21 protein-coding genes are annotated in these 23,533 nt (G+C 73.3%); 15 read left to right on the top strand and 6 right to left on the bottom strand.

Going from position 1 to position 23,533, the window contains the following annotated elements; all coding sequences use genetic code 11:
* Positions 1–33 precede the first annotated feature (33 nt).
* The 4 genes from FIP57_RS02875 to FIP57_RS02860 all read left to right on the top strand — a co-directional run bounded on the left by FIP57_RS02875 (position 34) and on the right by FIP57_RS02860 (position 5,132).
* A complete protein-coding gene (locus FIP57_RS02875) occupies positions 34–1,311 on the top strand; it encodes an MFS transporter (RefSeq protein ID WP_148571717.1) in 1,278 nt (425 codons plus the stop codon).
* Positions 1,312–1,427: 116 nt separating this feature from the next.
* Positions 1,428–2,624, top strand: coding sequence for a class I SAM-dependent methyltransferase (locus FIP57_RS02870; protein WP_148571715.1), 1,197 nt, complete (start codon positions 1,428–1,430; stop codon positions 2,622–2,624).
* Positions 2,621–3,625 (top strand): hypothetical protein, encoded by a 1,005-nt coding sequence (locus tag FIP57_RS02865; RefSeq protein WP_148571714.1) that lies wholly within the window; start codon positions 2,621–2,623, stop codon positions 3,623–3,625. Before FIP57_RS02870 ends, FIP57_RS02865 begins: the two co-directional genes overlap by 4 nt.
* 40 nt (positions 3,626–3,665) lie before the next feature.
* Positions 3,666–5,132 carry a M1 family metallopeptidase gene (locus FIP57_RS02860; protein ID WP_148571711.1) on the top strand — a complete coding sequence of 489 codons (1,467 nt, stop codon included), beginning with the start codon at positions 3,666–3,668 and terminating at the stop codon, positions 5,130–5,132.
* A 16-nt stretch (positions 5,133–5,148) separates the two neighbouring features.
* Here FIP57_RS02860 and serC read toward each other — a convergent pair whose 3' ends face one another.
* On the bottom strand, positions 5,149–6,276 hold the full coding sequence (gene serC, locus FIP57_RS02855; RefSeq protein WP_203231003.1) for a phosphoserine transaminase: 1,128 nt from the start codon (positions 6,274–6,276) through the stop codon (positions 5,149–5,151).
* A gap of 53 nt (positions 6,277–6,329) precedes the next feature.
* Between serC and FIP57_RS02850 the strand changes: the two genes are divergently transcribed.
* The 3 genes from FIP57_RS02850 (at position 6,330) to FIP57_RS02840 (ending at position 8,038) form a co-directional block, all read left to right on the top strand.
* Positions 6,330–6,839 carry a GNAT family N-acetyltransferase gene (locus tag FIP57_RS02850; RefSeq protein WP_148571708.1) on the top strand — a complete coding sequence of 170 codons (510 nt, stop codon included), beginning with the start codon at positions 6,330–6,332 and terminating at the stop codon, positions 6,837–6,839.
* A 9-nt stretch (positions 6,840–6,848) separates the two neighbouring features.
* The gene (locus tag FIP57_RS02845) at positions 6,849–7,034 is read left to right on the top strand and encodes a hypothetical protein (RefSeq protein ID WP_148571706.1); all 186 of its coding nucleotides are present in this window, start codon (positions 6,849–6,851) and stop codon (positions 7,032–7,034) included.
* Between the two features lie 68 nt (positions 7,035–7,102).
* Positions 7,103–8,038: an NHL repeat-containing protein gene (locus FIP57_RS02840; RefSeq protein WP_148571704.1), complete on the top strand. Its 936-nt coding sequence runs from the start codon at positions 7,103–7,105 to the stop codon at positions 8,036–8,038.
* Positions 8,039–8,044: 6 nt separating this feature from the next.
* On the opposite strand, the gene FIP57_RS02835 is transcribed toward FIP57_RS02840, so the two are convergent.
* On the bottom strand, positions 8,045–9,145 hold the full coding sequence (locus tag FIP57_RS02835; protein ID WP_148571702.1) for a citrate synthase 2: 1,101 nt from the start codon (positions 9,143–9,145) through the stop codon (positions 8,045–8,047).
* Positions 9,146–9,238: 93 nt separating this feature from the next.
* On the opposite strand from FIP57_RS02835, the gene pdxH reads away from it, so the two are divergent.
* The 4 genes from pdxH (at position 9,239) to FIP57_RS02815 (ending at position 14,396) form a co-directional block, all read left to right on the top strand.
* A complete protein-coding gene (pdxH, locus tag FIP57_RS02830; RefSeq protein WP_238993225.1) occupies positions 9,239–9,907 on the top strand; it encodes a pyridoxamine 5'-phosphate oxidase in 669 nt (222 codons plus the stop codon).
* 111 nt (positions 9,908–10,018) lie between these two features.
* The gene (locus FIP57_RS02825; RefSeq protein WP_148571700.1) at positions 10,019–10,693 is read left to right on the top strand and encodes a TetR/AcrR family transcriptional regulator; all 675 of its coding nucleotides are present in this window, start codon (positions 10,019–10,021) and stop codon (positions 10,691–10,693) included.
* The gene (locus FIP57_RS02820) at positions 10,690–12,426 is read left to right on the top strand and encodes an ABC transporter ATP-binding protein (protein ID WP_148571698.1); all 1,737 of its coding nucleotides are present in this window, start codon (positions 10,690–10,692) and stop codon (positions 12,424–12,426) included. The genes FIP57_RS02825 and FIP57_RS02820 overlap by 4 nt, the downstream gene beginning before the upstream one ends.
* Before the next feature lie 29 nt (positions 12,427–12,455).
* Positions 12,456–14,396, top strand: a complete 1,941-nt coding sequence (locus tag FIP57_RS02815) for an ABC transporter ATP-binding protein (protein ID WP_148571833.1) — start codon at positions 12,456–12,458, stop codon at positions 14,394–14,396.
* A 338-nt stretch (positions 14,397–14,734) separates the two neighbouring features.
* On the opposite strand, the gene FIP57_RS02810 is transcribed toward FIP57_RS02815, so the two are convergent.
* Positions 14,735–16,018 carry an MFS transporter gene (locus FIP57_RS02810; RefSeq protein ID WP_148571696.1) on the bottom strand — a complete coding sequence of 428 codons (1,284 nt, stop codon included), beginning with the start codon at positions 16,016–16,018 and terminating at the stop codon, positions 14,735–14,737.
* An 86-nt stretch (positions 16,019–16,104) separates the two neighbouring features.
* Here FIP57_RS02810 and FIP57_RS02805 point away from each other — a divergent pair, with 86 nt between their 5' ends.
* Entirely contained in the window at positions 16,105–16,500 is a 396-nt protein-coding gene (locus tag FIP57_RS02805) for a pyridoxamine 5'-phosphate oxidase family protein (protein ID WP_148571694.1), read from the top strand.
* Here FIP57_RS02805 and FIP57_RS02800 read toward each other — a convergent pair.
* Entirely contained in the window at positions 16,475–17,821 is a 1,347-nt protein-coding gene (locus FIP57_RS02800; RefSeq protein ID WP_238993224.1) for a cryptochrome/photolyase family protein, read from the bottom strand. The two genes, FIP57_RS02805 and FIP57_RS02800, sit on opposite strands and share 26 nt — an antisense overlap.
* Positions 17,822–17,904: 83 nt before the next feature.
* On the opposite strand from FIP57_RS02800, the gene FIP57_RS02795 reads away from it, so the two are divergent.
* On the top strand, positions 17,905–18,612 hold the full coding sequence (locus tag FIP57_RS02795) for an iron-dependent transcriptional repressor DtxR (RefSeq protein ID WP_148571692.1): 708 nt from the start codon (positions 17,905–17,907) through the stop codon (positions 18,610–18,612).
* Between the two features lie 30 nt (positions 18,613–18,642).
* Here FIP57_RS02795 and FIP57_RS02790 read toward each other — a convergent pair whose 3' ends face one another.
* Together FIP57_RS02790 and FIP57_RS02785 are read right to left on the bottom strand one after the other, a co-directional pair.
* On the bottom strand, positions 18,643–18,912 hold the full coding sequence (locus FIP57_RS02790) for a DUF2277 domain-containing protein (protein WP_148571690.1): 270 nt from the start codon (positions 18,910–18,912) through the stop codon (positions 18,643–18,645).
* 45 nt (positions 18,913–18,957) lie between these two features.
* The gene (locus FIP57_RS02785; RefSeq protein WP_148571688.1) at positions 18,958–20,826 is read right to left on the bottom strand and encodes a beta-propeller domain-containing protein; all 1,869 of its coding nucleotides are present in this window, start codon (positions 20,824–20,826) and stop codon (positions 18,958–18,960) included.
* A gap of 130 nt (positions 20,827–20,956) precedes the next feature.
* On the opposite strand from FIP57_RS02785, the gene FIP57_RS02780 reads away from it, so the two are divergent.
* The gene (locus FIP57_RS02780) at positions 20,957–22,165 is read left to right on the top strand and encodes a saccharopine dehydrogenase family protein (protein WP_238993223.1); all 1,209 of its coding nucleotides are present in this window, start codon (positions 20,957–20,959) and stop codon (positions 22,163–22,165) included.
* Positions 22,166–22,200: 35 nt separating this feature from the next.
* Positions 22,201–23,526, top strand: coding sequence for a lysozyme family protein (locus tag FIP57_RS02775; protein WP_148571683.1), 1,326 nt, complete (start codon positions 22,201–22,203; stop codon positions 23,524–23,526).
* Positions 23,527–23,533 lie beyond the last annotated feature (7 nt).

The following is a 23,533-nucleotide window of genomic DNA, read 5'->3' as shown; positions in this document are numbered from 1 at the left end:
CACCTTCCTCGACGGCCTCCTGGGGGGCCGTCGATGAGCCCCACCTTCCGCGCTCTCGCGCACAAGAACTTCCGCCGCTACTACGCCGGCGGCCTCGTCTCCAACACCGGCACCTGGATGCAGCGGGTCGCCCAGGACTGGCTCGTCCTGGTGCTCAGCGGCGGCAGCGGTGCCGCGCTCGGCATCACCACCGGGCTGCAGTTCCTGCCGGCCCTGCTCCTGTCGCCCTGGGCCGGTGCCGTCGCCGACCGGTTCCCGAAGTACCGCCTGCTCCAGCTCGCCCAGCTCCTGATGGCCGGCCCCGCGCTGGTCCTCGGCCTCCTCGCGGTCACCGGGGTCGTGCAGCAGTGGCACGTCTACGTGATCGCGCTCGCCTTCGGCGTCGGCACCGCCTTCGAGGCGCCCGTCCGGCAGGCCTTCGTGAGCGAGCTCGTCGACCCCGAGGACCTGCCCAACGCGGTGGGGCTGAACTCGGCGTCGTTCAACACCGGCCGCATCGTCGGCCCTGCCGTCGCAGGCCTGATGATCGCCGCCTTCGGCTCGGGCGTGCCGGCGACCGGCGTGGTCATCCTGCTCAACGCCGCCAGCTACGGCGCGGTCCTGTGGGCGCTCCGCGGCATCGGCCGCTCGCTCACCGCGGTGCAGCCGGTCCCGCGCCACCCGGGGATGGTGCTCGAGGGGCTGCGCTACCTCCGCACCCGCCCCGACCTGATGCTGGTGCTCGCGGTGATGTTCTTCGTCGGCACCTTCGGGCTGAACTTCCAGCTGACCAGCGCCCTGATGGCCACCGAGGTCTACGGCAAGGGCGCGGGGGAGTACGGCGTGCTCGGCTCGACCATGGCCGTCGGCTCGATCGCCGGTGCGCTGCTCGCGGCGCGCCGCACCCGGGTCCGGCTGCGGCTCGTGATGGGCGCGGCGCTGCTGTTCTGCGCGGTCGAGGTGGTCATCGGGCTGATGCCGACCTACGGCGCCTTCGTCGCGATGACCCCGCTGATCGGGATCACCTCGCTCACCACGATCACCAGCGCCAACACGCTGATGCAGATCAGCGTCCCCGCCGAGCTGCGGGGCCGGGTGATGGCGCTCTACCTGATGATCTTCATGGGCGGCACCCCGATCGGCTCGCCGCTGATCGGCTGGCTGGGGGAGAGCTTCGGCGCCCGGTGGTCGCTGATCGGCGGCGGGCTGGTCGCCGGCGCGGGCACCCTCCTCTGCCTGGCGCTCTTCGCCCGGGCCGAGCGGCGGCGGCACACCGTCCCGGCGACCGACCTGGCGGTGCGGAGCGGCGAGGGGTGCCCGGTCCCGGCCTGAGCCGGCGCCGGGCCCGCCCACCTAGACTCGTCGGGTGAACCCGCGCTACCGGCGCCTGGTCATCCCGGGCGCGCTGATCCTCCTCATCGGCATCGTCGTCGTGAGCGCTGCGATCCGTGGCTGAGCAGCTCGACGAGGCGCTGGCGCGGGTCCGGGCGCTCCTGCTGGACGAGGGCGCCCTGGTCCGCGCCGTCGCCGCCGGACGGCGCAAGGGCGCGCGGCCGCAGTGGCGCCGCGCGGAGCTGCGGTACGTCGAGCTCAAAGGCGGCACCCACCTGCAGGTCACGACGTACGACGACACCCAGGCGTTCACCGCCAACCACGCCGGCGACGCCGCGGCGGCCGCGGTGGACGAGCTCCTCGACCAGCCGTTCGGCAACTGGCACGTGCGGAGCACCACCCAGGAGCTGCAGCTGCGGGTGACCAAGAAGGGCGAGGCGCTCGTGCACGCCCGCGCCACCGAGCCGACCGGCGAGGAGCCGGACCGGGGCCACGACCGGGCCAAGAACCGGCTGCTCCCCGAGGACGACCCGGTGCTCCGGGCGCTCGGGATCTCCGACGAGCGCGGCCGGGTGAAGCCGAGCCGGCAGGCGAAGTACCGCCAGGTCGAGGAGATGGTGCGCGCGCTCGGCGCCTCGGTCGACGACGCCACCGCGGCCGGTGCGCTCCGCACGCCGACCGACGAGGAGCCGCTGCGGGTGGTCGACCTCGGCTGCGGCAACGCCTACCTGACCTTCGCAGCGCACCGCTACCTCACCGCCGTGCGCGGGATCCCGGCCCAGGTCGTCGGGATCGACGTCAAGGAGCAGTCGCGGTTGCACAGCACCGCGCTCGCCGAGCAGCTCGGCATCGCGGACAGCACGACGTTCCTCCAGGGCGAGATCGGCTCGACCGACCCGGGGATGCGCCCCGACGTGGTGCTCGCGCTGCACGCCTGCGACACCGCCACCGACGACGCGCTGGCGCAGGCCGTGCGGTGGGAGGCCCCGCTGGTGCTCGCCGCCCCGTGCTGCCACCACGACGTCGCGGCCCAGCTGCGACGCCAGGAGGCCCCCGCGCCGTACTCCGTCCTGACCCGGGACGGCATCCTCCGCGAGCGGTTCGCCGACACCCTCACCGACGCGCTCCGCGCCGGGGTGCTGCGGTCGGCAGGGTACCGCGTCGACGTCGTCGAGTTCGTCGAGAGCCGGCACACCCCGCGCAACACCCTGCTCCGCGCGATCCGCACCGGCGCCCGCGGTGACCGCGCGGAGCTCGACGAGCTGACGTCGACGTGGCGTGTCCGGCCGCGGCTCCAGGAGCTCCTGGCGTGATCGGCCCGTCCCCGCTGCGGTTCCACGCCGTGGTGGCGGCGGTCGCCCTCACCGGCGCGGTGCTGCTCGCGGACGGCAAGGCCGACCCCGGCGAGCAGGTCGTCGCCTTCACCGACCCGACGATCGACGAGTCGAGCGGGCTGGTGGCGCTCGGGTCCACCCTGCTCACCGTCAACGACTCGGGCTCCGGCCCCGTGGTGCACGTGGTCGACGCCCGGTCGGGGGAGACGGTCGGCCGCACGACGTACACCTCCGACGAGGTGGTCGACGTGGAGGCGCTGGCCCTCGACGCGGACGGCTCGGTCTGGGTGGGCGACATCGGGGACAACGGCGGCCGACGCGCGTCGGTCTCGGTCTACCGGCTGCCGCCCGTCGAGCCGGGGGAGCGCACGGTGGAGGCCGAGCGGTTCGACCTCAGGTACGTCGACGGCCCGCACGACGCCGAGACGCTGCTGGTCCACCCGCGGACCGGAAGGCTCCTCGTCGTGAGCAAGGGGCTCCTCGGCGGCAAGGTCTACACCGCCCCGGAACGGCTCGCCGAGGGCGGGACCACCGTGCTGCGTCCCGTGGGCGAGGTGGACGGGATGGTGACCGACGGAGCGTTCCTCCCCGACGGCCGCCACGTGGTGGTGCGGACCTACTCCTCGGCCGCCGTGCTCGACGCCCGGACGTGGGAGAGCCTCGGCCGCTTCGGGCTGCCGCACCAGCGGCAGGGCGAGGGGCTCGCGGTCACCGACGGCGGCCGCGCGCTGCTGCTGTCCAGCGAGGGGCGGCGTGCCGAGGTGGTCGCCGTGGCGTTCCCGGACGAGCTGCTGCGGGCGATGGAGCCGCCGCCCGCCCCGGAGCAGGAAGGCACGACGAGCCGCGAGCCCACCGACCCCGCCGCCGAGGAGGACGACGGCTGGTCGGCGCGGACCTGGACCGGCGCCGCGCTGCTCGCCGGGGCCGTCGTCGCGCTGGTGTGCTGGACCGGTCGGTCCCGGCGCTGGCGCGCCCGCTGAACCGGGTCCTACGGTCGGGTGACCCACTCGGGAGGTCGCCATGGCTCAGCCGACCCGTCTCACCGTCGCCTCGACCGCCGCTGCCGTCGCGCTCACCCTCGCCCCGGCGCCCTGGGCCACGTCGGCCCCTCCGGGTGGCGGGCGCCCGGTGGCCGGAGCACCCGGCGGAGGCGACCCGTACTTCCCCTACTCCGGCAACGGCGGCTACGACGTCCGCCACTACCACCTCGACCTCGACTACCGGCCGCCCGCCGACCCGTCCGTGCCGCAGGGTCAGCTCAGCGGCCATCTCGAGGGCAAGGCCACGATCCGGCTGGTACCGACCCGGAAGCTCTCCTCGTTCAACCTCGACCTCCGCGGGCTCGACGTCCGCTGGGTCCGCGTCGGAGGGAAGCCGGCGCGGTTCACCCAGGAGCAGGACGACGCCCAGCGACGCTGGGAGCTGACGGTGCGTCCGCGCGGCGTGCTGCACAAGGGGAAGCCGGTCCACGTCGTGGTCATGTACGGCGGTGCGACCACCCGGCCGACCGACATCGAGGGGGTGCTCTACGGCTGGGTCACGACCGCCGACGGCGCGATCGTCGTCAACGAGCCCGAGGCTGCGATGACGTGGTACCCGGTCAACGACCGCCCGACGGACAAGGCGACCTACAGCTTCGAGATCACCGTGCCCGCAGGGCTGACCGCGGTCGCCAACGGGCTCCCGGCACGCAAGCCAGTCACCCGTGGCGGGACGACGACGTGGTGGTGGAAGGCTCCCGACCCGCAGGCGAGCTACCTGAGCACGGCCTCGATCGGGAACTTCGACCTGCGACCGACGTACCGCAGCGCGAGCGGGGTGCCGATCATCGACGCGGTGGACGCCGACCTGCCGCCGGCGGCGCTCGCCACCACGGACGCCAGCCTGGCGGAGCAGCCGCGGATGATCGACTACTTCGAGAGCCTCTTCGGCCGCTACCCGTTCGTCGCAGCCGGCGCGATCGTCGACGACGACAGCGTCGGCTACGCGCTGGAGACCCAGACCCGGCCGGTGTACTCCGGTGTCGCGAACGAGGGCACGGTCGCCCACGAGGTCGGCCACCAGTGGTTCGGCAACTCGGTGAGCCCCCGGCGTTGGCGGGACATCTGGCTCAACGAGGGGTGGGCGACGTACCTCACCTGGCTGTGGACCGAGCACGACGGGGGCGACACCGCGCAGGAGCAGTTCGAGGACGTCATGGCGATTCCCGCTGACTCCTCGTTCTGGAGCGTCGTCGTCGCCGACCCCGGCCCCACCGGGCTGTTCGCCGGTGCGGTGTACGACCGGGGCGCCGCCACGCTCCACGCACTGCGGCTACGGCTCGGCGACGACGACTTCTTCGCCGGGGCGCGGCTGTGGCTGCGGCGCCATGCGGACGGCACCGCGACCACCGAGCAGCTCGTCGACGTCTACGAGGACGTCTCGGGCGAGGAGCTCGACGACTTCTTCGGGACGTGGGTGCGGGAGCCGACGAAGCCGGCCGCCTGAGCGGCTCCCGGCCGCGTCAGAGCCGCTCGACGACGTGGTCGATGCAGGCGGTGAGCGCCTCGACGTCGGCCGGGTCGATCGCCGGGTACATCGCGATCCGCAGCTGGTTGCGGCCGAGCTTGCGGTAAGGCTCGGTGTCGACGATCCCGTTGGCCCGCAGCACCTTCGCGACCTGGGCGGCGTCGATCGACTCGTCGAAGTCGATGGTGCCGATGACCAGGGAGCGCTCCCCCGGCTCCTGGACGTACGGCGTCGTGTAGGAGGTCTTCTCCGCCCAGCCGTAGAGCGCCTCCGCGCTGCGGGTGGTCCGCGCGACCATCCCGTCGAGCCCGCCCTGCGCGTTCATCCAGTCGAGCTGCTCGGCCATCAGGAACAGCGTCGCGACCGACGGGGTGTTGTAGGTCTGGTTCTTCCGGCTGTTGTCGATCGCGGTCGGGAGGTCGAAGAACGCCGGCACCCAGCGGTCGGTCGCGGCGAGCTCGTCGACGCGCGCCAGGGCGGCGGGGGACAGCAGCGCGATCCAGAGCCCGCCGTCCGAGGCGAAGCACTTCTGCGGCGCGAAGTAGTAGGCGTCGACCTCGCGCAGGTCGACGGGGAGCCCGCCGGCGCCCGAGGTCGCGTCGATGAGCACCAGCGCGTCGTCGTCGGCCCCGTCGACCCGCTGCACCGGCGCCATCACGGCGGTGGAGGTCTCGTTGTGGGCCCACGCGTAGACGTCGACGCCGGTCTCGGCCCGCGGCTGGGGCCGGGTCCCGGGCTCGCTGGTGATCACCGTCGGCTCGGCGAGGAACGGCGCCTGCTTCGCCGCCTTGGCGAACTTGCTGCTGAACTCGCCGAACGACAGGTGCTGGCTCTTCTCCCGGATCAGCCCGAACGTCGCGATGTCCCAGAACGCCGTCGCCCCGCCGTTGCCGAGCACCACCTCGTAGCCATCCGGCAGCGAGAACAGCGACGCGAGCCCCTCACGGACGCGGCCCACGACGTCCTTCACCGGCGCCTGGCGGTGGCTGGTGCCGAGCAACGAGGTGCCGGTCGCGGCGAGGGCGTCGACCGCCTCGGTGCGGATCTTCGACGGGCCGGCGCCGAACCGGCCGTCGGCGGGCTTCAGGGACTCGGGCAGCTGGATCTCGGTCACGCGCGCCATCCTCTCACCGGGGTCGTGGTGGGCGGCAGGCCGTCCGCGCCTAGATTGGCCGGGTGACCGGGTTCGACGTACGCCGCACGCCGTTCGGCGACCCCCTCGTGCAGGAGCTGGTCGCCGAGCTCCAGGCGGAGTTCACCGTGAGGTACGGCGGCCCCGACCACACGCCCCTCGACCGCACGATGTTCGACCCGCCCGCCGGAGAGTTCTTCGTGGGCTGGTCGGGCGAGCGGCCGGTGGCGATCGGCGGGTGGCGGCGGAGGCCTGACGTGGTGGCGCTCGGCGGTTCCACCTCCGCCGAGATCAAGCGGATGTACGTCGTGCCGGCGGCCCGCGGGCGTGGCTTCTCACGGCTGCTCCTCGCCCACCTGGAGCGGAGCGCGGCCGCTGCCGGGGCCGACGTGATGGTCCTCGAGACGGGGCTCAAGCAGCCGGAGGCGATCGCGCTCTACGAGTCGGCAGGCTACGTGCCGATCCCCGGGTTCGGCCTCTGGAAGGACTCACCGACCAGCCGGTGCTTCGCGAAGCCGCTCGCCCCGGGTCTGCCGGTTCCCCGGGCGGGGTAGGGATCGGCCATGAGCACGAACCCCGCCGAGCCCGGACCCCACGACGAGCCGCACACCCCCGCAGCGCCCGACCCCGACCAGGTGCGCACCGACATCCCGGGGGTCGACCCCGACTGGCCGCAGACCGCGGTCGAGCCCGCCGAGGCGCCGGAGCCAGACGGTCAGGGCGGGGGGAACGTGTCCGAGGAGGGCTGATCCGGTCGTTGCCGCGGCGTCGCAGGAGGCGCAGGATGGCGGGACGACCGCACCTCTCGGGAGGGTCCATGAGCCGTCGCCGCGCCGCCGCCGTCCTCGCCTGCCTCGCCACCGGGCTGGCCACCGCCGCCCCGGCGGCCGCCTCACCGCCCGACGTGACCGACCACCTGCCCGACCGGATCAATCTGCCGCGCGGCTACCAGCCCGAGGGGGTCACCACCGACGGCCGGCGGCTCTACGTCGGCTCGCTGGCCGACGGGTCGATCCGCCGGGTCGACCCCCGCACCCGGTCCCACAAGACGATCGCCGCGGGCAAGCGGGGCCGGGTGGCCGTCGGCGTCGACCACGACGCGCGCCGCGGCCTCGTCTGGGTGGCGGGGGGAGCGACCTCGGTGGTCCGCGCCCACGACGCGCGCACCGGGAAGGTCGTCCGCACCTACCGGTTCCGCCCGCTGGCGGACCGGTTCCTCAACGATCTCGTCGTCACCCGTGCCGGCGTCTTCGTGACCGACTCGGTGAACCAGAGGCTCGCCGTGGTGCCGCTCCACGGGAGGAAGCTGCCGCCTCCTCGCGCGGCCCGCATCCTCCGGCTCACGGGGGCGCTGGAGCACGAGCCCGGGTTCAACCTCAACGGCATCGTGGCCTCCAAGGGGCGGCTGCTGGCGGTGCAGAGCAACACCGGCCGGCTGTTCCGGATCGATCCGGCGAGCGGGCGCACCTTCCGCGTCCGCACCGGCGGCTACCCGCTCACCGCCGGTGACGGGATGGAGCTCGACGGCCGGCTGCTGCACGTCGTACGCAACCAGCTGGACCTGGTCGCGACGCTCGAGCTCTCGCCGCGGCTGCGCCACGCGCGGCTGGTCGCCGAGCAGAGCAGCTCCGACTTCGACGTGCCGACGACCGTCGCGCTGGTCGGCCACTCGCTGTGGGCGGTCAACGCGAGGTTCGGCAACCCGGACCCGGAGAACGCCCGCTACTGGCTGACCCGGGTCCCGGCCCACTGACGCCGGTCACCCCCAGGCGGGGTCCCACCCCTCGACCTCGGAGGCCGGCCGCTCGCCCGGGCCGACGTACACCGCGGACGGGCGGATCAGCCGCCCCGTGCGCTTCTGCTCCAGGATGTGCGCCGACCAGCCACCGGTGCGGGCGCAGGTGAACATCGAGGTGAACATGTGCGCCGGGACCTCGGCGAAGTCGAGGACGATCGCCGCCCAGAACTCCACGTTGGTCTCCAGCACCCGGTCGGGGCGCCGCTCGCGGAGCTCGGCCAGGGCGGCCTTCTCCAGCTCCTCGGCGACCTCGTAGCGCGGGCTGGCCAGCTCTTTGGCGGTGCGCCGCAGCACCCGCGCCCGCGGGTCCTCGGCGCGGTAGACGCGGTGGCCGAACCCCATGAGCCGCTCGCCCTTGTCGAGCAGCCCCTTGACGTACGCGCGGGCGTCGCCCGACCGCTCGACCTCCTCGATCATCCCGAGCACCCGGGAGGGAGCGCCGCCGTGCAGCGGGCCGCTCATCGCGCCGATCGCCCCGGAGAACGCCGCGGCGACGTCGGCACCGGTGGAGGTGATCACCCGGGCGGTGAACGTCGAGGCGTTCATCCCGTGCTCGGCGGCGGAGCTCCAGTAGGCGTCGATCGCCTTGACGTGGTCGGGGTCCGCCTCGCCCTTCCAGCGGATCAGGAACTTCTCGGCGAGCGAGCTGCCCTTGTCGACCTCCCGCTGCGGGACGATCGGGAGCCCGAGGCCACGGGCGGCCTGCGCGGCGTACGACAGCACCATCACCGCGACGCGGCTGAGGTCCTCGCGGGCCTCCTCGTCGGAGATGTCGTAGGTCTGCCGCATCCCCAGCATCGGCGCGAGCATCGCGACGGCGGCCTGCACGTCGGCGCGGACGTCGCCGGTGTGGATCGGGATGTTGTAGGGCTCGGCGGGCGGCAGCCCGGGCTCGTACTTCCCGTCGATCAGCAGCCCCCAGACCTTCTCGAACGGGACCCGCCCCGCGAGGTCCTCGATGTCGACGCCCCGGTAGCGCAGGGCCGAGCCCTCCTTGTCCGGCTCCGCGATCTCGGTCTCGAACGCCACGACTCCCTCGAGCCCGTGGTGCACCTCTGCCATCCCGACTCCCCTCAGCTCGTGGCCACGTCTCCGCGGCCACCCGGCATTCTGCACCACGGTCGCCGGCGAGGTGACCGCCCTTACATTTGCTCCGTGACCGACCCCCAGCCCGAGCGACGGGTGAGCCTGGCCGAGCTGCGCGAGGAGTACCGCCTCGGCGGGCTCTCCGAGGACGAGCTCGACCCCGATCCCGTCGTGCTGCTGACCCGCTGGCTCGAGGACGCCGTGCGGGCCGGGCTCTACGACCCGACGGCGATGGTGCTCTCCACGGTGTCGGCGACCGGCCGTCCGTCGTCGCGGATGGTGCTGTGCAAGGGGCTGTCCGCGGAGGGGCTCGACTTCTTCACCAACTACTCCTCGCGCAAGGGGGAGGAGCTGGCCGGCCAGCCACACGTCGCGGTCGTCTTCCCGTGGCACCCGCTGCAGCGGCAGGTGCGGGTCGAGGGGATCGCGCACAAGCTCCCGGAGGAGGAGAGCGACGCCTACTTCGCCTCGCGGCCGAGAGAGTCGCAGCTCGGGGCGTGGGCGTCGCCGCAGTCGAAGGTGGTCGAGTCGCGGGAGGTCCTCGACCGGCGGTACGCCGACGCGGTGGCCCGGTTCGGGGACGGCCCGGTCGCCCGGCCGCCGTACTGGGGCGGGTTCCGGATCACCCCGGACACCTTCGAGTTCTGGCAGGGGAGGCAGGGGCGGCTCCACGACCGGTTCCGCTACCGCTGGGCGCCGACGCGGGACGTGTGGCAGGCCGAACGGCTCGCTCCCTAGGCCACAGCGCGGGGTCGGGCACTTCCTCCGAGGCCGGCAGCGCGGCGGCGGAGCCGACGAGCTCGGCCGAGCGTTGTTGTGAGTGAGTGCTCACTCACTTACTCTGGTCCGATGGTTCCTGCCGGCCGCCGTGCCACCCCGCTGCCTCCCGAGGAGCGTCGCGCCGCGATCGTCTCCGCCGTGATCCCGCTGCTCGAGGCGACCGGCGGCGTGCTGTCGACCAAGCAGATCGCCGACGCGGCGGGGATCGCCGAGGGGACGATCTTCCGCGTCTTCCCCGACAAGCGGGCGCTGCTCTACGCCGTCGGCCAGGAGGTGGTGACGCCCGCGGGGTGGCGCGAGGAGATGGCGGCGATGCTCGACCAGCACCCCACCCTCCACGCCAAGGTGCTGGCGGTCACCGAGCGGATGGTCGACCGGACCCGCCGGCTGATGCTGGTGGTCACCGCGATCCGGCGGAACTTCATGACCGACGGCCCACCCCCGGTCGCGCCGGACGGCCAGCCCGCGCTGCCGCCGTTCATGCGCGACTCCGGGGCGGAGCTCCACGCGGCGTTGAGCACGCTGGTCTTCGCGCCGCACCGTGACGAGCTGGCCACCTCCCCCGAGCACGCCGCGCGTGCGCTCCAGGCGCTCGTCGCCGGCACCTGCCACCCGGGAGCGCCCGCGGAGACGACGCTGACGCCGGTGGAGATCACCCAGCTGCTGCTGCACGGTGTCACGCGCGACGTGGTCGACGAGCTGCTCGCGGACGCGGCCTCGCTCGAGCTGGAGGAGGGGCGATGACGCTGGTCCGGCTGCTCAGGAGCGGGCTGGCGCCGTACCGCCAGCAGCTGGCGCTCATCGTCGGGCTCCAGTTCCTCGGCACGATGGCGTCGCTCTACCTGCCCTCGCTCAACGCCGACATCATCGACCAGGGCGTGGCCGTCGGGGACACCGGCCACATCGTGCGCACCGGTGGCGTGATGCTGCTGGTCTCGCTGGTGCAGGTCGTCTGCAGCGTCGCCGCGGTGTACGTCGGGGCGCGCACCGCGATGGCGTTCGGGCGCGACGTGCGCCGCGACCTGTTCCACCGCGTCCAGTCGTTCTCGATGCGTGAGGTCGACCGGTTCGGTGCGCCGTCGCTGATCACCCGCACCACCAACGACGTGCAGCAGGTGCAGATGCTCGTGCTGATGGCCGCGACGCTGATGGTCACCGCGCCGATCATGATGGTGGGCGGCGTGCTGATGGCGATGCGCGAGGACCTCGGGCTCTCGTGGCTGCTCGCGGTCAGCGTGCCGGCGCTCTTCCTCTCGGTCGGGTTCGTGGTCAGCCGGATGGTGCCCGGGTTCCGCGCCATGCAGGAGCGCATCGACGCGGTCAACCGGATCCTCCGCGAGCAGGTCACCGGCATCCGCGTGGTGCGCGCGTTCGTCCGCGAGCGCCACGAGACCGAGCGGTTCGCCGGGGCGAACGACGCGCTCACCGACGTCGCGGTGCGGGTCGGACGCTGGATGGCGGCGATGTTCCCGCTGGTGATGCTGGTGGTGAACCTCTCCAGCGCCGCCGTGGTCTGGTTCGGCGCCCACCGGATCGACGACGGCGCCATGCAGGTCGGCTCGCTGACCGCGTTCATCGCCTACCTCATGCAGATCCTGATGGCCGTGATGATGTCGACCTTCCTGCTGATGATGTGGCCTCGCGCCTCGGTGTGCGCCGACCGCATCACGGAGGTGCTGACCACCGAGAGCTCGGTCGTCCCGCCCGCCGACCCGCGACAGCTGGGGTCGGTCCGTGGCGCGGTCGAGCTCGACGCGGTGACGTTCGCCTACCCCGGCGCCGACGAGCCGGTGCTCCGGCAGGTCTCGCTCCGTGCCGAGCCCGGCACCACCACCGCGATCGTCGGCTCGACCGGCGCCGGCAAGTCGACGCTCGTCGGGCTCGTCCCGCGGTTGTACGACGTGACGGGCGGCGCTGTCCGGCTCGACGGGACCGACGTGCGTGACCTCGCACCCGAGGAGCTCTGGAGTGCGATCGGCCTCGTCCCGCAGCGCGCGTTCCTGTTCTCGGGCACGATCGCGGACAACCTGCGCCACGGGAACCCGGACGCCACCGACGAGGAGCTCTGGGAGGCGCTCGAGGTCGCGCAGGCACGGGACTTCGTCGAGAGGATGCCCGAGGGGCTCGCCGCGCCGGTCGCCCAGGGCGGCACCAACGTCTCCGGCGGGCAGCGCCAGCGGCTCGCGATCGCGCGGGCGTTGGTGAAACGGCCCCGGGTCTACCTCTTCGACGACGCGTTCTCCGCGCTCGACGTCGCCACCGACGCACGGCTGCGCCACGCGCTGCGCCCGGTGGTGGCCGACGCGACCGTGATCGTCGTCGCGCAGCGGGTCAGCACCGTGCTCGACGCCGACCGCATCGTCGTGCTCGAGGACGGCGCCGTCGTGGGGGAGGGCACCCACGGCGAGCTGCTGGAGAGGTGCACGACCTACCAGGAGATCGTCCGGTCGCAGCTGACCGAGGAGGAGGCCGCGTGACTGGGGGCTCGACAGGCTCGACCAGCCCCATGAAGGAGACCGAGCGGGTCACCGCCGGCCCGGGACCGGGGCGCGGCCCCTTCGGCGGCGGGATGGTCGGCCAGAAGTCGATGGCGTTCTGGCCGTCGTCGCGGCGGCTGGTCCGGCGGATGGGGCCGGAGAAGGTGAAGGCGTTCGGCGTCCTGCTGCTCGCCGTGGTGTCGGTGGCGCTCTCGGTCGTCGGCCCACGCATCCTCGGCGAGGCCACCGACGTGGTCTTCGGCGGGGTGATGGGGCGCCAGCTCCCGAGCGGCACCACGCAGGAGCAGGCCGTCGACCGGCTCCGCGTCGAGGGCGACGACCAGCTCGCGGACATGGTGGCCGCGATGGACCACGTCGTGCCCGGCCAGGGGGTCGACTTCGAGGCGGTCGCGGCTGTGCTGCTGGTCGCGGTGCTGGTCTACCTGATGTCGGCGCTGGCCGGGTTCGTCCAGGGCTACCTGCTCAACGACGTCGTGCAGTCGACCGTGCGCCGGATGCGCTCCGACGTCGAGGACAAGATCAACCGGCTCCCGCTGTCGTACTTCGACAAGCAGCCGCGCGGCGAGCTGCTGAGCCGGGTCACCAACGACATCGACAACATCAGCCAGTCGCTGCAGCAGACGATGAGCCAGATGGTGACGTCGCTGCTCACCGTCGTCGGCGTGCTGTCGATGATGTTCTGGATCTCCCCGACGCTCGCACTGATCGCCCTGCTCACCGTGCCGCTCTCGATGGTCGTCACCGGCCGGATCATGAAGCGCTCGCAGGGGCTGTTCGTCCAGCAGTGGCGCCGGACGGGGCGGCTCAACGCGCACATCGAGGAGACCTTCACCGGACACGACCTGGTCAAGGTGTTCGGCCGTCGCGGCGAGGTGGAGCGGACGTTCGCGGAGGAGAACGACGCGCTCTACACGGCGTCGTTCGGTGCGCAGTTCGTCTCCGGGCTGGTGATGCCGGTGATGATGTTCCTCGGCAACCTCAACTACGTGCTGGTCGCGGTGATCGGCGGGCTCCGGGTCGCCGGTGGCTCGCTCAGCCTCGGTGAGGTGCAGGCGTTCATCCAGTACTCGCGCCAGTTCACCCAGCCGCTCACCCAGCTCGCCTCGATGGTGAACCTGCTCCAGTCCGGAGTCGCGTCGGCGGAGCGGGTCTTCGAGCTCCTCGACGCCGAGGAGGAGCCGGTTGCCGGCGAGGTCGCCCAGCCGGCGCCGTCCGGCCGCGGCGAGGTGGTCTTCGACCGGGTCTCGTTCTCCTACGACCCCGAGCGCCCGCTGATCGAGGAGCTGTCGCTGGTCGTGCACCCGGGCCAGACCGTCGCGATCGTCGGTCCGACCGGCGCCGGGAAGACCACGCTGGTGAACCTGGTGATGCGGTTCTACGACGTGGACTCGGGCCGGATCACCCTCGACGGCGTGGACACCGCGACGATGGACCGCCGGCTGCTCCGCTCCCGGATCGGGATGGTGCTGCAGGACGCGTGGCTCTTCGAGGGCACGATCCGCGACAACATCGCCTACGGCCGTCCCGAGGCCACCGAGGAGGAGGTGCTCGAGGCCGCGCGGGCCACGTTCGTCGACCGGTTCGTCCACTCGCTTCCCGACGGCTACGACACCGTCGTCGACGAGAACGGCTCGAACCTGTCCGCGGGCGAGCGCCAGCTGGTCACGATCGCGCGGGCGTTCGTCGCCGACCCGGCGCTGCTGATCCTCGACGAGGCGACCTCGTCGGTCGACACCCGTACCGAGCTGCTGGTGCAGCACGCGATGGCGGCGCTGCGCGCCGACCGCACGTCCTTCGTGATCGCCCACCGGCTCAGCACGATCCGCGACGCGGACCTGATCCTGGTGATGGAGGAGGGGCGGATCGTGGAGCAGGGCAGCCACGCGGAGCTGCTCGCGGCCGACGGCGCCTACGCCGCGCTGCACGCCGCGCAGTTCGCGGCGGCCTGAGGCGGGGGTGGGAGAGGGAAAAGCAGACGGCCCGCAGGCGGGTGTTGCCTCCGGTCGGACTTGTCCGGAGCGCCTGCGGGCCGGGTGACTGCTTGGTATTGCCAGCGCGCACGTACGCGCCCTAGGCGGCACCGTGGCGGCGAAGCCGACACGGTCGCCCAGTGTTGCTGCGGGCGGGAGGGTGGCGGCGTACCGTCACGTCCGCCCTCGGTTGCGTGCGGCGCTCTAGCGAGCAGCCACCTCACGTGTCCGGTAAGAACTCATACCTTGGACCACCTCCTTCCTCGTGTACGACGAGCGTAGGCCGCCGCACCAAGCCCCACAACGGAAATACCGGGTCAGTCGGCCCGCACCGCCCGGGAGAGCCGGTAGCGCACGAACGACGGGACGGCGAGGGCGGCGACGACGGTCCCCACCACGACGAGGACACCACCTCCCGCCGCCGCGGCTGCGGTGCCGACCGCGGCGGCGGCCGCGCCGTGGGCCACGTCGGCGAGCCGCGGACCGCCGGCGACCACCACGATGAACACGCCCTGGAGCCGGCCGCGGACCTCGTCGGTGGCGGCGGTCATCAGCATGCTCGACCGGAAGGCGCTCGAGGCCATGTCGGCCGCACCACCGACCACCAGCATCGCCAGCGCGACCACCAGCATCGCGGTCGGTGCGTGCTCGGCCAGCCCGACCGCCACGCCGAACCCGGTCATCGCCGCGCCCCACACCAGGATCGCGACCACGACCGCCAACCCCTGCCGGTCGACCCGTGACACCCAGCCGCTGAGCACCCCTCCGACCACCGCGCCCGCCGGGATCGCGGCGAAGAGCAGCGCGAAGACGAGCCCGCCCTCGTCGGGGCCGCCGAAGTCGACGTGCGCGATCTCCGGGAACAGCGCCCGCGGCATGCCGAACAGCATCGCCACCACGTCGACCACGAACGACGTCAGCAGCACCGGGTGGTGGCGGAGGTACCCCAGCCCCTGCAGGACCGAGCGGAGCCCCGGCGCCCCGTCGGGCGCGCCGCTCACCGGGAGCCGCGGGAGCTTCACGACCGCCCCGAGGGTGGCGAAGAGCGTGACCGTGTCGACGAGGTAGAGCCACTCGTAGCCGAGCACCGGGATCAGCACGCCGGCGAGCAGCGGGCCTGCGATCGCTCCGGCCTGCATCACCGTCGTGTTGAGGGCGACCGCGGCCGGCAGCAACGTCGGGTCGAAGAGCCGCGGCAGCACCGCGCTCCGGGTCGGCTGGTTGACCGCGAAGAACGCCTGCTGGGCGGCGAACAGCCAGAGCAGCAGCCACACGTCCGTGTTCCCCAGGGCCGCCTGCACCCAGAACAGCCCGCTGGTCACGATCAGCCCGGTCGTCGTCACCACCAGGATCGAGCGCCGGTCGAAGGTGTCGGCCAGCGCTCCGCCGTACAGGCCGAAGACGACGAGCGGCACCAGGCCGAAGACGCCGGTGAGCCCCACGTAGGCGGACGACCCCGTGACCGCGTAGATCTGCGCCGGCACCGCGACCACGGTGAGCTGGGCGCCCACGACGGTCACGATGTTCGCGAGCCACAGCCGCCGGAAGTGCGCGTTGCGCAACGGCCGGGTGTCGGCGACGAGGCTGCGGAGGCGCGACACGTCGGTCGAACCTACAGCGGGCCACCAGGGTCCTCGGACCTCGAACGGCGGCGAGCCGCGGGGCAAGATGCGGTCAGGAGGTCGTGATGCGGATGCAGGAGCTGGACCGGTCGGAGTGCCTCGAGCTGCTGGGCTCGCGCACGGTGGGACGCGTGGCGCTGTCCGCCGCCGACGGGCTGACGATCCTGCCGGTCAACCACGTGGTGCACGACGGCACGGTGGTCTTCCGGACGCTGCCCTACGGCGTGATCGCGATGACCGCACCGGACGCCGAGGTGGCCTTCGAGGTCGACGACCTCGACGAGGAGACCCGCTCCGGCTGGAGCGTCGTCGCGACCGGCACCTGCCGGCGCGTGGAGGACCCCGGGCAGGTGCAGGCGGTGCGTCGCGAGGGCGAGCCCGAGCCGTGGGCGGAGGGGCAGCGGACCCTCTACCTGCGCATCGACGACCCGACCCTCACCGGCCGGCGGCTGCTGCCTTGATCCGGTCGTACCTCGCCAGCGCCTCCTTGCGCTCGGCGGCGTGGTCGACGATCGGGGCGGGGTAGCCGGGCACGCCGACCGGCTCGTGGACCTCCGGCGCCGGCACGTCCCGGAGCTCGGGCACCCAGCGCCGGACGTACGCGCCGTCGGGGTCGAACTTCCGCCCCTGCGTGGTCGGGTTGAACACCCGGAAGTACGGCGCGGGGTCGGTGCCGGAGCCGGCCACCCACTGCCAGCCGTGCTGGTTGGAGGCGAGGTCGCCGTCGGCGAGCCACTCCATGAAGTGGCGGGCCCCATGACGCCACCAGACGTGCAGGTCCTTGACCAGGAAGCTCGCGACGATCATCCGCACCCGGTTGTGGATCCGCCCCTGGCCACGCAGCTGGCGCATCCCGGCGTCGACGATGGGGAAGCCGGTGCGCCCCTCCTTCCACGCCTCGAACAGCGTGCCCGGGTCGTCGTACTGGAGCTCGGCGTACTCGGGGCGGAGGTCGGCCCGCGCGCTCTCCGGATGGCGCCAGAGCACGTCGGCGTAGAACTCGCGCCACGCGAGCTCCTTGCGGTACTTCGCCGCGGAGTCGGAGCGCCGGCGCGCGAGGTCGGCGAGCATCGTGCGGGGGTGGATCTCGCCCCAGCGCAGGTAGGTCGACATCTCGCTCGACGCTCCCGACGCGGGCTGGTCCCGCTCGTCGCCGTAGCGGTCGAGCCGGTGGTCGCGGAAATCCGCCCACGCCGCCAGTGCCGCCTGCTCGCCGGGCGTCGGCGGCTCGGTCCCGTCCGGGTAGGCCGCGTCGGGGATGCCGTCGCCGTCGACCCGGAGCCACCGGGTGCTGCGGGGCGGTCCGACCGGCCCTCGCCAACCGTGCTCGGCCCAGGCCCGGGAGAACGGCGAGTAGACGCGGTACGCCTCACCGCTGCCGTTGCGGACCCGCCCCGGGGCCACGGCGTACGGCGAACCGAGGCGCGCGAGCCCGACGTCCGCGCGCCCGAGCGCCTCCTCCACCTCGGCGTCCCGACGGGCACCGTAGGGCGCGAAGTCGGCGGCGACGTGCACCCGGTCCGCCCCGACCTCGGCGGCGACCGCGGGGACCACCTCGCGCGGGTCTCCGTGGCGCACCACCAGCACGCCGCCCATGGAGGCGTCGAGCGCCGTGAGCGAGCCGGCGAGGTAGGTGCGGCGGACGGCGCCGGCAGGCCCCCACAGGGCCGGGTCGACCACGAACAACGGGACCACGCCGTCGGCCTCGCAGGCCGCGAGGAGCGCGGGGTTGTCCGCGAGCCGGAGGTCGCGCCGGAACCACATCACCGCGGTGTTGGCCACCTCCTCACGGTGCCAGGCCACCGCAACCCGGGCGCGGGACCGCGCCCGGCCGGTGGGGTGGCCCTCGATGAGACAATGGAGCCGTGAGCGACCTCATCGACACCACCGAGATGTACCTCCGCACGATCTACGAGCTGATGGAGGAGGGCATCGTGCCGCTGCGGGCCCGCATCGCGGAGCGGCTGCACCAGAGCGGCCCGACGGTGAGCCAGACCGTGGCGCGGATGGAGCGCGACGGCCTGCTGACCGTGGAGGGCGACCGCCACCTCGAGCTCACCGACGAGGGACGCCGTCTGGCGACCCGGGTGATGCGCAAGCACCGGCTCGCCGAGCGGCTGCTCACCGACGTCATCGGGCTGCCGTGGGAGCTCGTGCACGCGGAGGCCTGCCGATGGGAGCACGTGATGTCCGAGGCCGTCGAGCGCCGGCTCATCGAGCTGCTCGACCACCCGACCGAGTCGCCGTACGGCAACCCGATCCCCGGCCTCAGCGAGCTCGGCTCGACCGGCGGCGAGGAGTTCATGGACGGCGTGGTCCCGCTCGACACGGCGGTCGCCTCCGGCGGCCAGCAGCGGGTGCGCATCGGTCGGATCAGCGAGGAGGTCCAGAAGGACGAGACGCTGATGAGCGCGCTGCGCCGCGTGGGTGCCGTCCCCGACCGCGAGGTCAGCATCGCCCAGGGGCCGGTCGGCGTCCTCGTCGGTGCCGGCGGCGAGACCGCCGAGGTCGACCTCGACGTGGCCCGCCACATCTTCGTCCGCAAGCTGGAGCAGGAGGCGGTGACCGCCTGACCCGCGGGAGACGCGCGTCCCTCGGGTCCCTCAGGTGCCGTAGCGGAGCGCGGCGCGGGCCTTCGCCTTCGCCGCCTGGACCTCGCGGTCCTTCGGGGGCGCGCTGGTCACCAGCGAGTCGAGCAGCCGCTGGGTCGCCTCGGCCACCTCGCGCACCGCACGGTCGAACGCCGCGGCGTTGGCCTGGCTCGGCCGGGTCGCCCCGCTGACCTTGCGGACGTACTGCAGCGCGGCAGCCTGGACCTCCTCGCTCGTCGCCGGCGGCTCGAAGTTGTGGAGCTGGCGGATGTTGCGGCACATGCGGCCAGCGTAGGGCGCAGGAGCCCCCCTGGTCAGCCCAGTCGTTCAGCCCAGCTCGACCAGCCGCACCCCACGGTCGACGACCGCCACCCGGCCGTCGTCGAGGGGCAGCGCCCGGGCCGCGTAGGCCGTCCACGGCCGCAGCGGGATCCGCCGCCCCTCGACCAGGCTCCCGTCGGCGCCGACGCGCAGCTCGACGAACGACGACCCGCTGCGCTCCCAGCTGTCGAGCGCGGCCACGCCGACGCCGGCGTCCGGCAGCCAGGTGAACGTGCGGGGGTCGTACGCCGCCGCGAGCTCGCCGACCTCGCCGAGCCCGAGCACCGCGACGCGCTCCGGGGAGGACAGGTCGCCCAGGTCGAACAGCGACGCCTGCGGGCCGCGGGTGGTGCCGTCCCGGTCGGCGTCCTGGCCGAGACCGAGGAGCAGGTCGTCGCCGACGGGGTGGAGGTACTGCGAGAAGCCGGGGATCTTCAGCTCGCCGAGCTTCCGCGGGCGTGCGCCGCTCAGGTCCACCGTGTAGAGCGGGTCGGTCTCCCGGAAGGTGACCAGGACCGCGAGGTCGTCGAACCACCGGACCGACTTGATCTCCTCGTCCGGGCCGAGCCCGCGGACCGACCCGACGGTCACCAGCCGGTCGCCCTGCTCGCGCAGCACGGTCACGCCGTTGTCCACCGTCTCCCAGCGCTTCAGGTGGGCCACGGCGACCCGGAGCGAGCCGTCGTGCTCATCGATGCTCCAGCGGTCGCGCACCGAGCCCTCGACGGTCCCGGACCCGACGTACGACGTGGCGGGGCCGTCCACCGCGAAGGCGTGGAGCCCCGTGGTGCGTCCGTCGTCGGAGGAGGTGCCGACGTAGAGCCGTTCGGTCGAGGAGTAGACGAGGTCGCCCGCGGTGGTCACGCCGGTCGAGGAGGCGGCGTCGGGGTCGCCGGACGGGAAGGTGACGACGCTGATCGTGCCGAGCCCGGCCGCGTCCTGCGGGTGACGGACGTCGGTGCAGTCGAGGAGCGGTTCGGGGTCGCCGTCGTCGGTGGCCACGGTGGGGAGCCAGTCGGCGATCGTGCTGTCCCGGACGATCTGCCGGTTCTCCCGGGTCGCCTCGGCGCGGCTGCGGTTCCGGTTCGGCGTCACGAAGTCGAGCGTCGGGTGGCCGGTGCTCATCGCCAGCCGCACGGCGCCCTCGTGCAGGCGGGCGGAGAGCAGCGAGCCGCCGTAGGTCCGGTCGGACTCGAGAGCGGGCCGGGACGGGTCCGCGATCGAGACCGTGAGCAGCCGGGTGTTCTGCTCGACCACCATGACGCTGTCGGTGACGAGGCGCCCGGCGTCCACCGGTCGCGGGCCGCCCCAGCCGCGCTCGTCCTGACCGAGGACGTGGACCGTGGTCCCGTCGACGAGGAGCTCGGGGAGCCCGATCGTGCGGGGGAGGAGCAGGGTGCCGACCTCGCGAGGGCGGTCGCCCGTCACGTCGGTGACCACCAGCTCGCGGCCCCGGACGTGGAGCACGAGGCCGTCCGCGGTCTTCGCCCGGTCGGGCTCGTCGACACCCTCCTCCTGGACGTTGGTGCCGGTGTCGCTGCTTCCCACCGCCTTGTCGGCGGCGGGGGTGGCCAGCTCCGCGACCCCGGAGGAGCGCTGTGCGGACACCAGGTCGCGGAAGCCCCAGCCCCACGTCCCCTCGAACCCCCACGGGCCGATCTCGGGCAGCGCCTGCTCGACGTACCAGTCCAGGAGCTCGTCGCAGCCGTCGAACGGCTCCAGCTCGGCGGCCGCCGCTGCGGCCGGCGCCAGGAACCCGCCGGTGGAGCCGGAGACGGCGGAGGTCAGCGGCGACGAGGCGAGGCCGGTGACCGTCACCGCGAGCGAGGCGGTCGTGACGAGGGCGGCGGTGCCGAGCACCAGGGTGCGGCGCATGGGGGCTCCTGGTCGGAGTGGGTGCAGTCACAGGTGGGACGCAGCGCCCCTGGGAACGGTTCCGGTGGTCTGCCACAGTGGCGGCACCCCACGTCCCGACGCCCAGCGATGGGTCAGCGAAGGAGCAGCCGTGCCGGAGCCCACCGGCGAGCGCCCGTTCGACGATGAGCGCCCGTACGACATCGTCCTGTTCGGCGCGACCGGGTTCACCGGCGCCCTGACCGCGGAGTACCTCGCCCGCAACGCGCCCGAGGAGTGCCGCTGGGCGCTCGCCGGCCGCAACCCCCAGAAGCTCGACGCGGCACGCGAGCAGCTCGCGGAGATCGACCCCCGGCTCGCCGACCTGCCGGTGCTGGTCGCCGACGTCAACGACGCCGACTCGCTCCGCGCGGTGGCCCGGGCGGCCCGCGTGGTGATCACCACCGTCGGCCCCTACCTCGAGCACGGTGAGCCGCTCGTCGCGGCCTGCGCGGCGGCCGGCACGGACTACGTCGACCTCACCGGCGAGCCCGAGTTCGTCGACCGGATGTACGTCGAGCACCACGCGACGGCACTGACCAGCGGCGCCCGGATCGTCCACGCGTGCGGGTTCGACTCCATCCCGCACGACCTCGGCGTGCTCTACACCGTCAAGCAGCTGCCGGCCGGGGTGCCGCTCAAGGTCCGGGGTGTGGTGCGGGCTGCCGGGATGGCCTCCGGCGGTACGTTCGCGTCGGCGCTCGGCCAGTTCGGCCGCCCCCGTCAGGTCCGCCAGGCGGCGCTCGACCGCAAGCAGGTGGAGCCCCGCCCCGAGGGGCGCAAGGCGCGGGCGGTCGCAGGTCGTCCCGGCAAGGACCCGGACCTCGGCTACTGGGTGCTCCCGCTGCCGACGGTGGACCCGTTCGTCGTGAAGCGGTCCGCGGCCGCGCGGGAGGACTACGGCCCCGAGTTCACCTACTCCCACTACGCCGGCTTCAAGCAGCTCCCGTTCGCGGCAGGCGCGGCGGTGCTCACCGGCGGGCTGGTCGCCTCGGCGCAGCTGCCGCCGCTGCGCAGGCTGCTGCAGGACCGGCTGCCGCAGGGCGAGGGGCCGAGCAAGGAGAAGCGCGAGCGGTCGTGGTTCACCGTCGACGTGGTCGGTGAAGGCGGCGGCGTCAAGGTGCACACCCGGGTCAGCGGTGGGGACCCCGGTTACGAGGAGACCGCCCGGATGCTGGCGGAGTCGGCGCTGTGCCTCGCCTTCGACGAGAACCCGGTGACCGCCGGGCAGGTGACCACCGCGCAGGCCATGGGCGAGAACCTCCTGGACCGGCTGATGAAATCGGGCATTTCGTTCACAGTGGTCCGAACCGATCCATAAAGTAATGACCATCGTCTCCTGCTCCGGAAGGCTCGATGGTCACCACCCCGCCGTCCCCGCGTCGCCGTGCCCGCACGGTGCGCCTCGCCACCGCGCTCTCCCTCGCCGTCACCGGCGGCGTGCTCGGGTCGGCGGTGCTCACCGGCGCCTCGGCTGACGTCGTCGCGGAGCCGGTCTCCGGCACCCCGGTCAGCGAGCCGCAGGTGGTGCTCGTGCAGCGGGTGGAGCGGCCGGTCGTCATCCGCGCGGAGAGCGGGCAGCGGCTGAGCGCCAAGGGGAACGACCTCTTCGAGATCAGCGCGCTGGGCAGCTTCGACGTGCCCGAGGCGGCGCTCCGCGCGTACAAGGCGGCCGCTGAGGCGACCAACGCATCGCACCCGTCGTGCGACCTGCCCTGGACGCTGCTCGCGGCGATCGGCCGCGTCGAGTCCGACCACGGCCGGTACGGCGGCTCGGTGCTCGGCAGCGACGGCGTCCCCCGCCCCGCGATCCGCGGCGTGGCGCTCGACGGCGTCGGGCCGGTCGCGGCGATCCCGGACTCCGACAACGGCCGGTTCGACGGCGACAAGGTCTGGGACCGCGCGGTGGGTCCGATGCAGTTCATCCCGACCACCTGGGCCGGCTCCGGGCGCGACGGTGACGGCGACGGGGTCGCCGACCCCAACGACATCGACGACGCGGCCCTCGCCGCGGCCGGCTACCTCTGCCCGTCCTCCGGCAGCATCAAGGCCGAGGGCGCGATGGAGCGGGCGATCTTCTCCTACAACCACTCCGACTACTACGTCGCGCTGGTGATGGCGTTCGAGAACGGGTACCGCACCGGCACCTTCACGATCCCGTCGCCCCCGCCGCCCGCGGAGGGCGAGGAGGCCGCCGAGAAGCCGGTCCGCAAGGAGCGCCGCGAGGCGAAGAAGGAGCGGAAGGACGAGGAGCGGCCGTCGCGGCCGAGCCGTCCCGAGAAGCCCTCCGAGGACGAGCCGTCGAAGGACAGGCCCTCCGAGCAGGAGCCCTCGAAGCCTCGGGACGACCACAAGAACAAGCCCGAGAACGGCGGCGACAAGGGCGGCGACAAGGGCGGGAAGGGTGACAAGGGCGGCAAGGGCGGCTCCGGCAACGGCACCTCGACCCCGGCCAGGCTGACCGGCACCCTGGTCGGCAGCGGCACCTCCTGGAGCATCGGCGGCCACGCCGTCGACTTCGGCCCCGGCCTCGACGCGGTCGGCGCCGACTGGGACGGGGACGGCGCCGCCGAGCCGCTGTCCGTCGAGCTGGAGGGGCTCGCTGCCGCCGGTGAGGTCACCGTCGAGCTGAAGAGCGGCACCAACCTCGTGGTCAAGCTCCAGGGACAGCCCTGGGGCTGATCCCCGA

Source organism: Nocardioides caldifontis, from assembly GCF_008087345.1.
GTDB lineage: Bacteria > Actinomycetota > Actinomycetes > Propionibacteriales > Nocardioidaceae > Marmoricola_A > Marmoricola_A caldifontis.
This window is presented reverse-complemented; position numbering and strand designations above follow the sequence as displayed.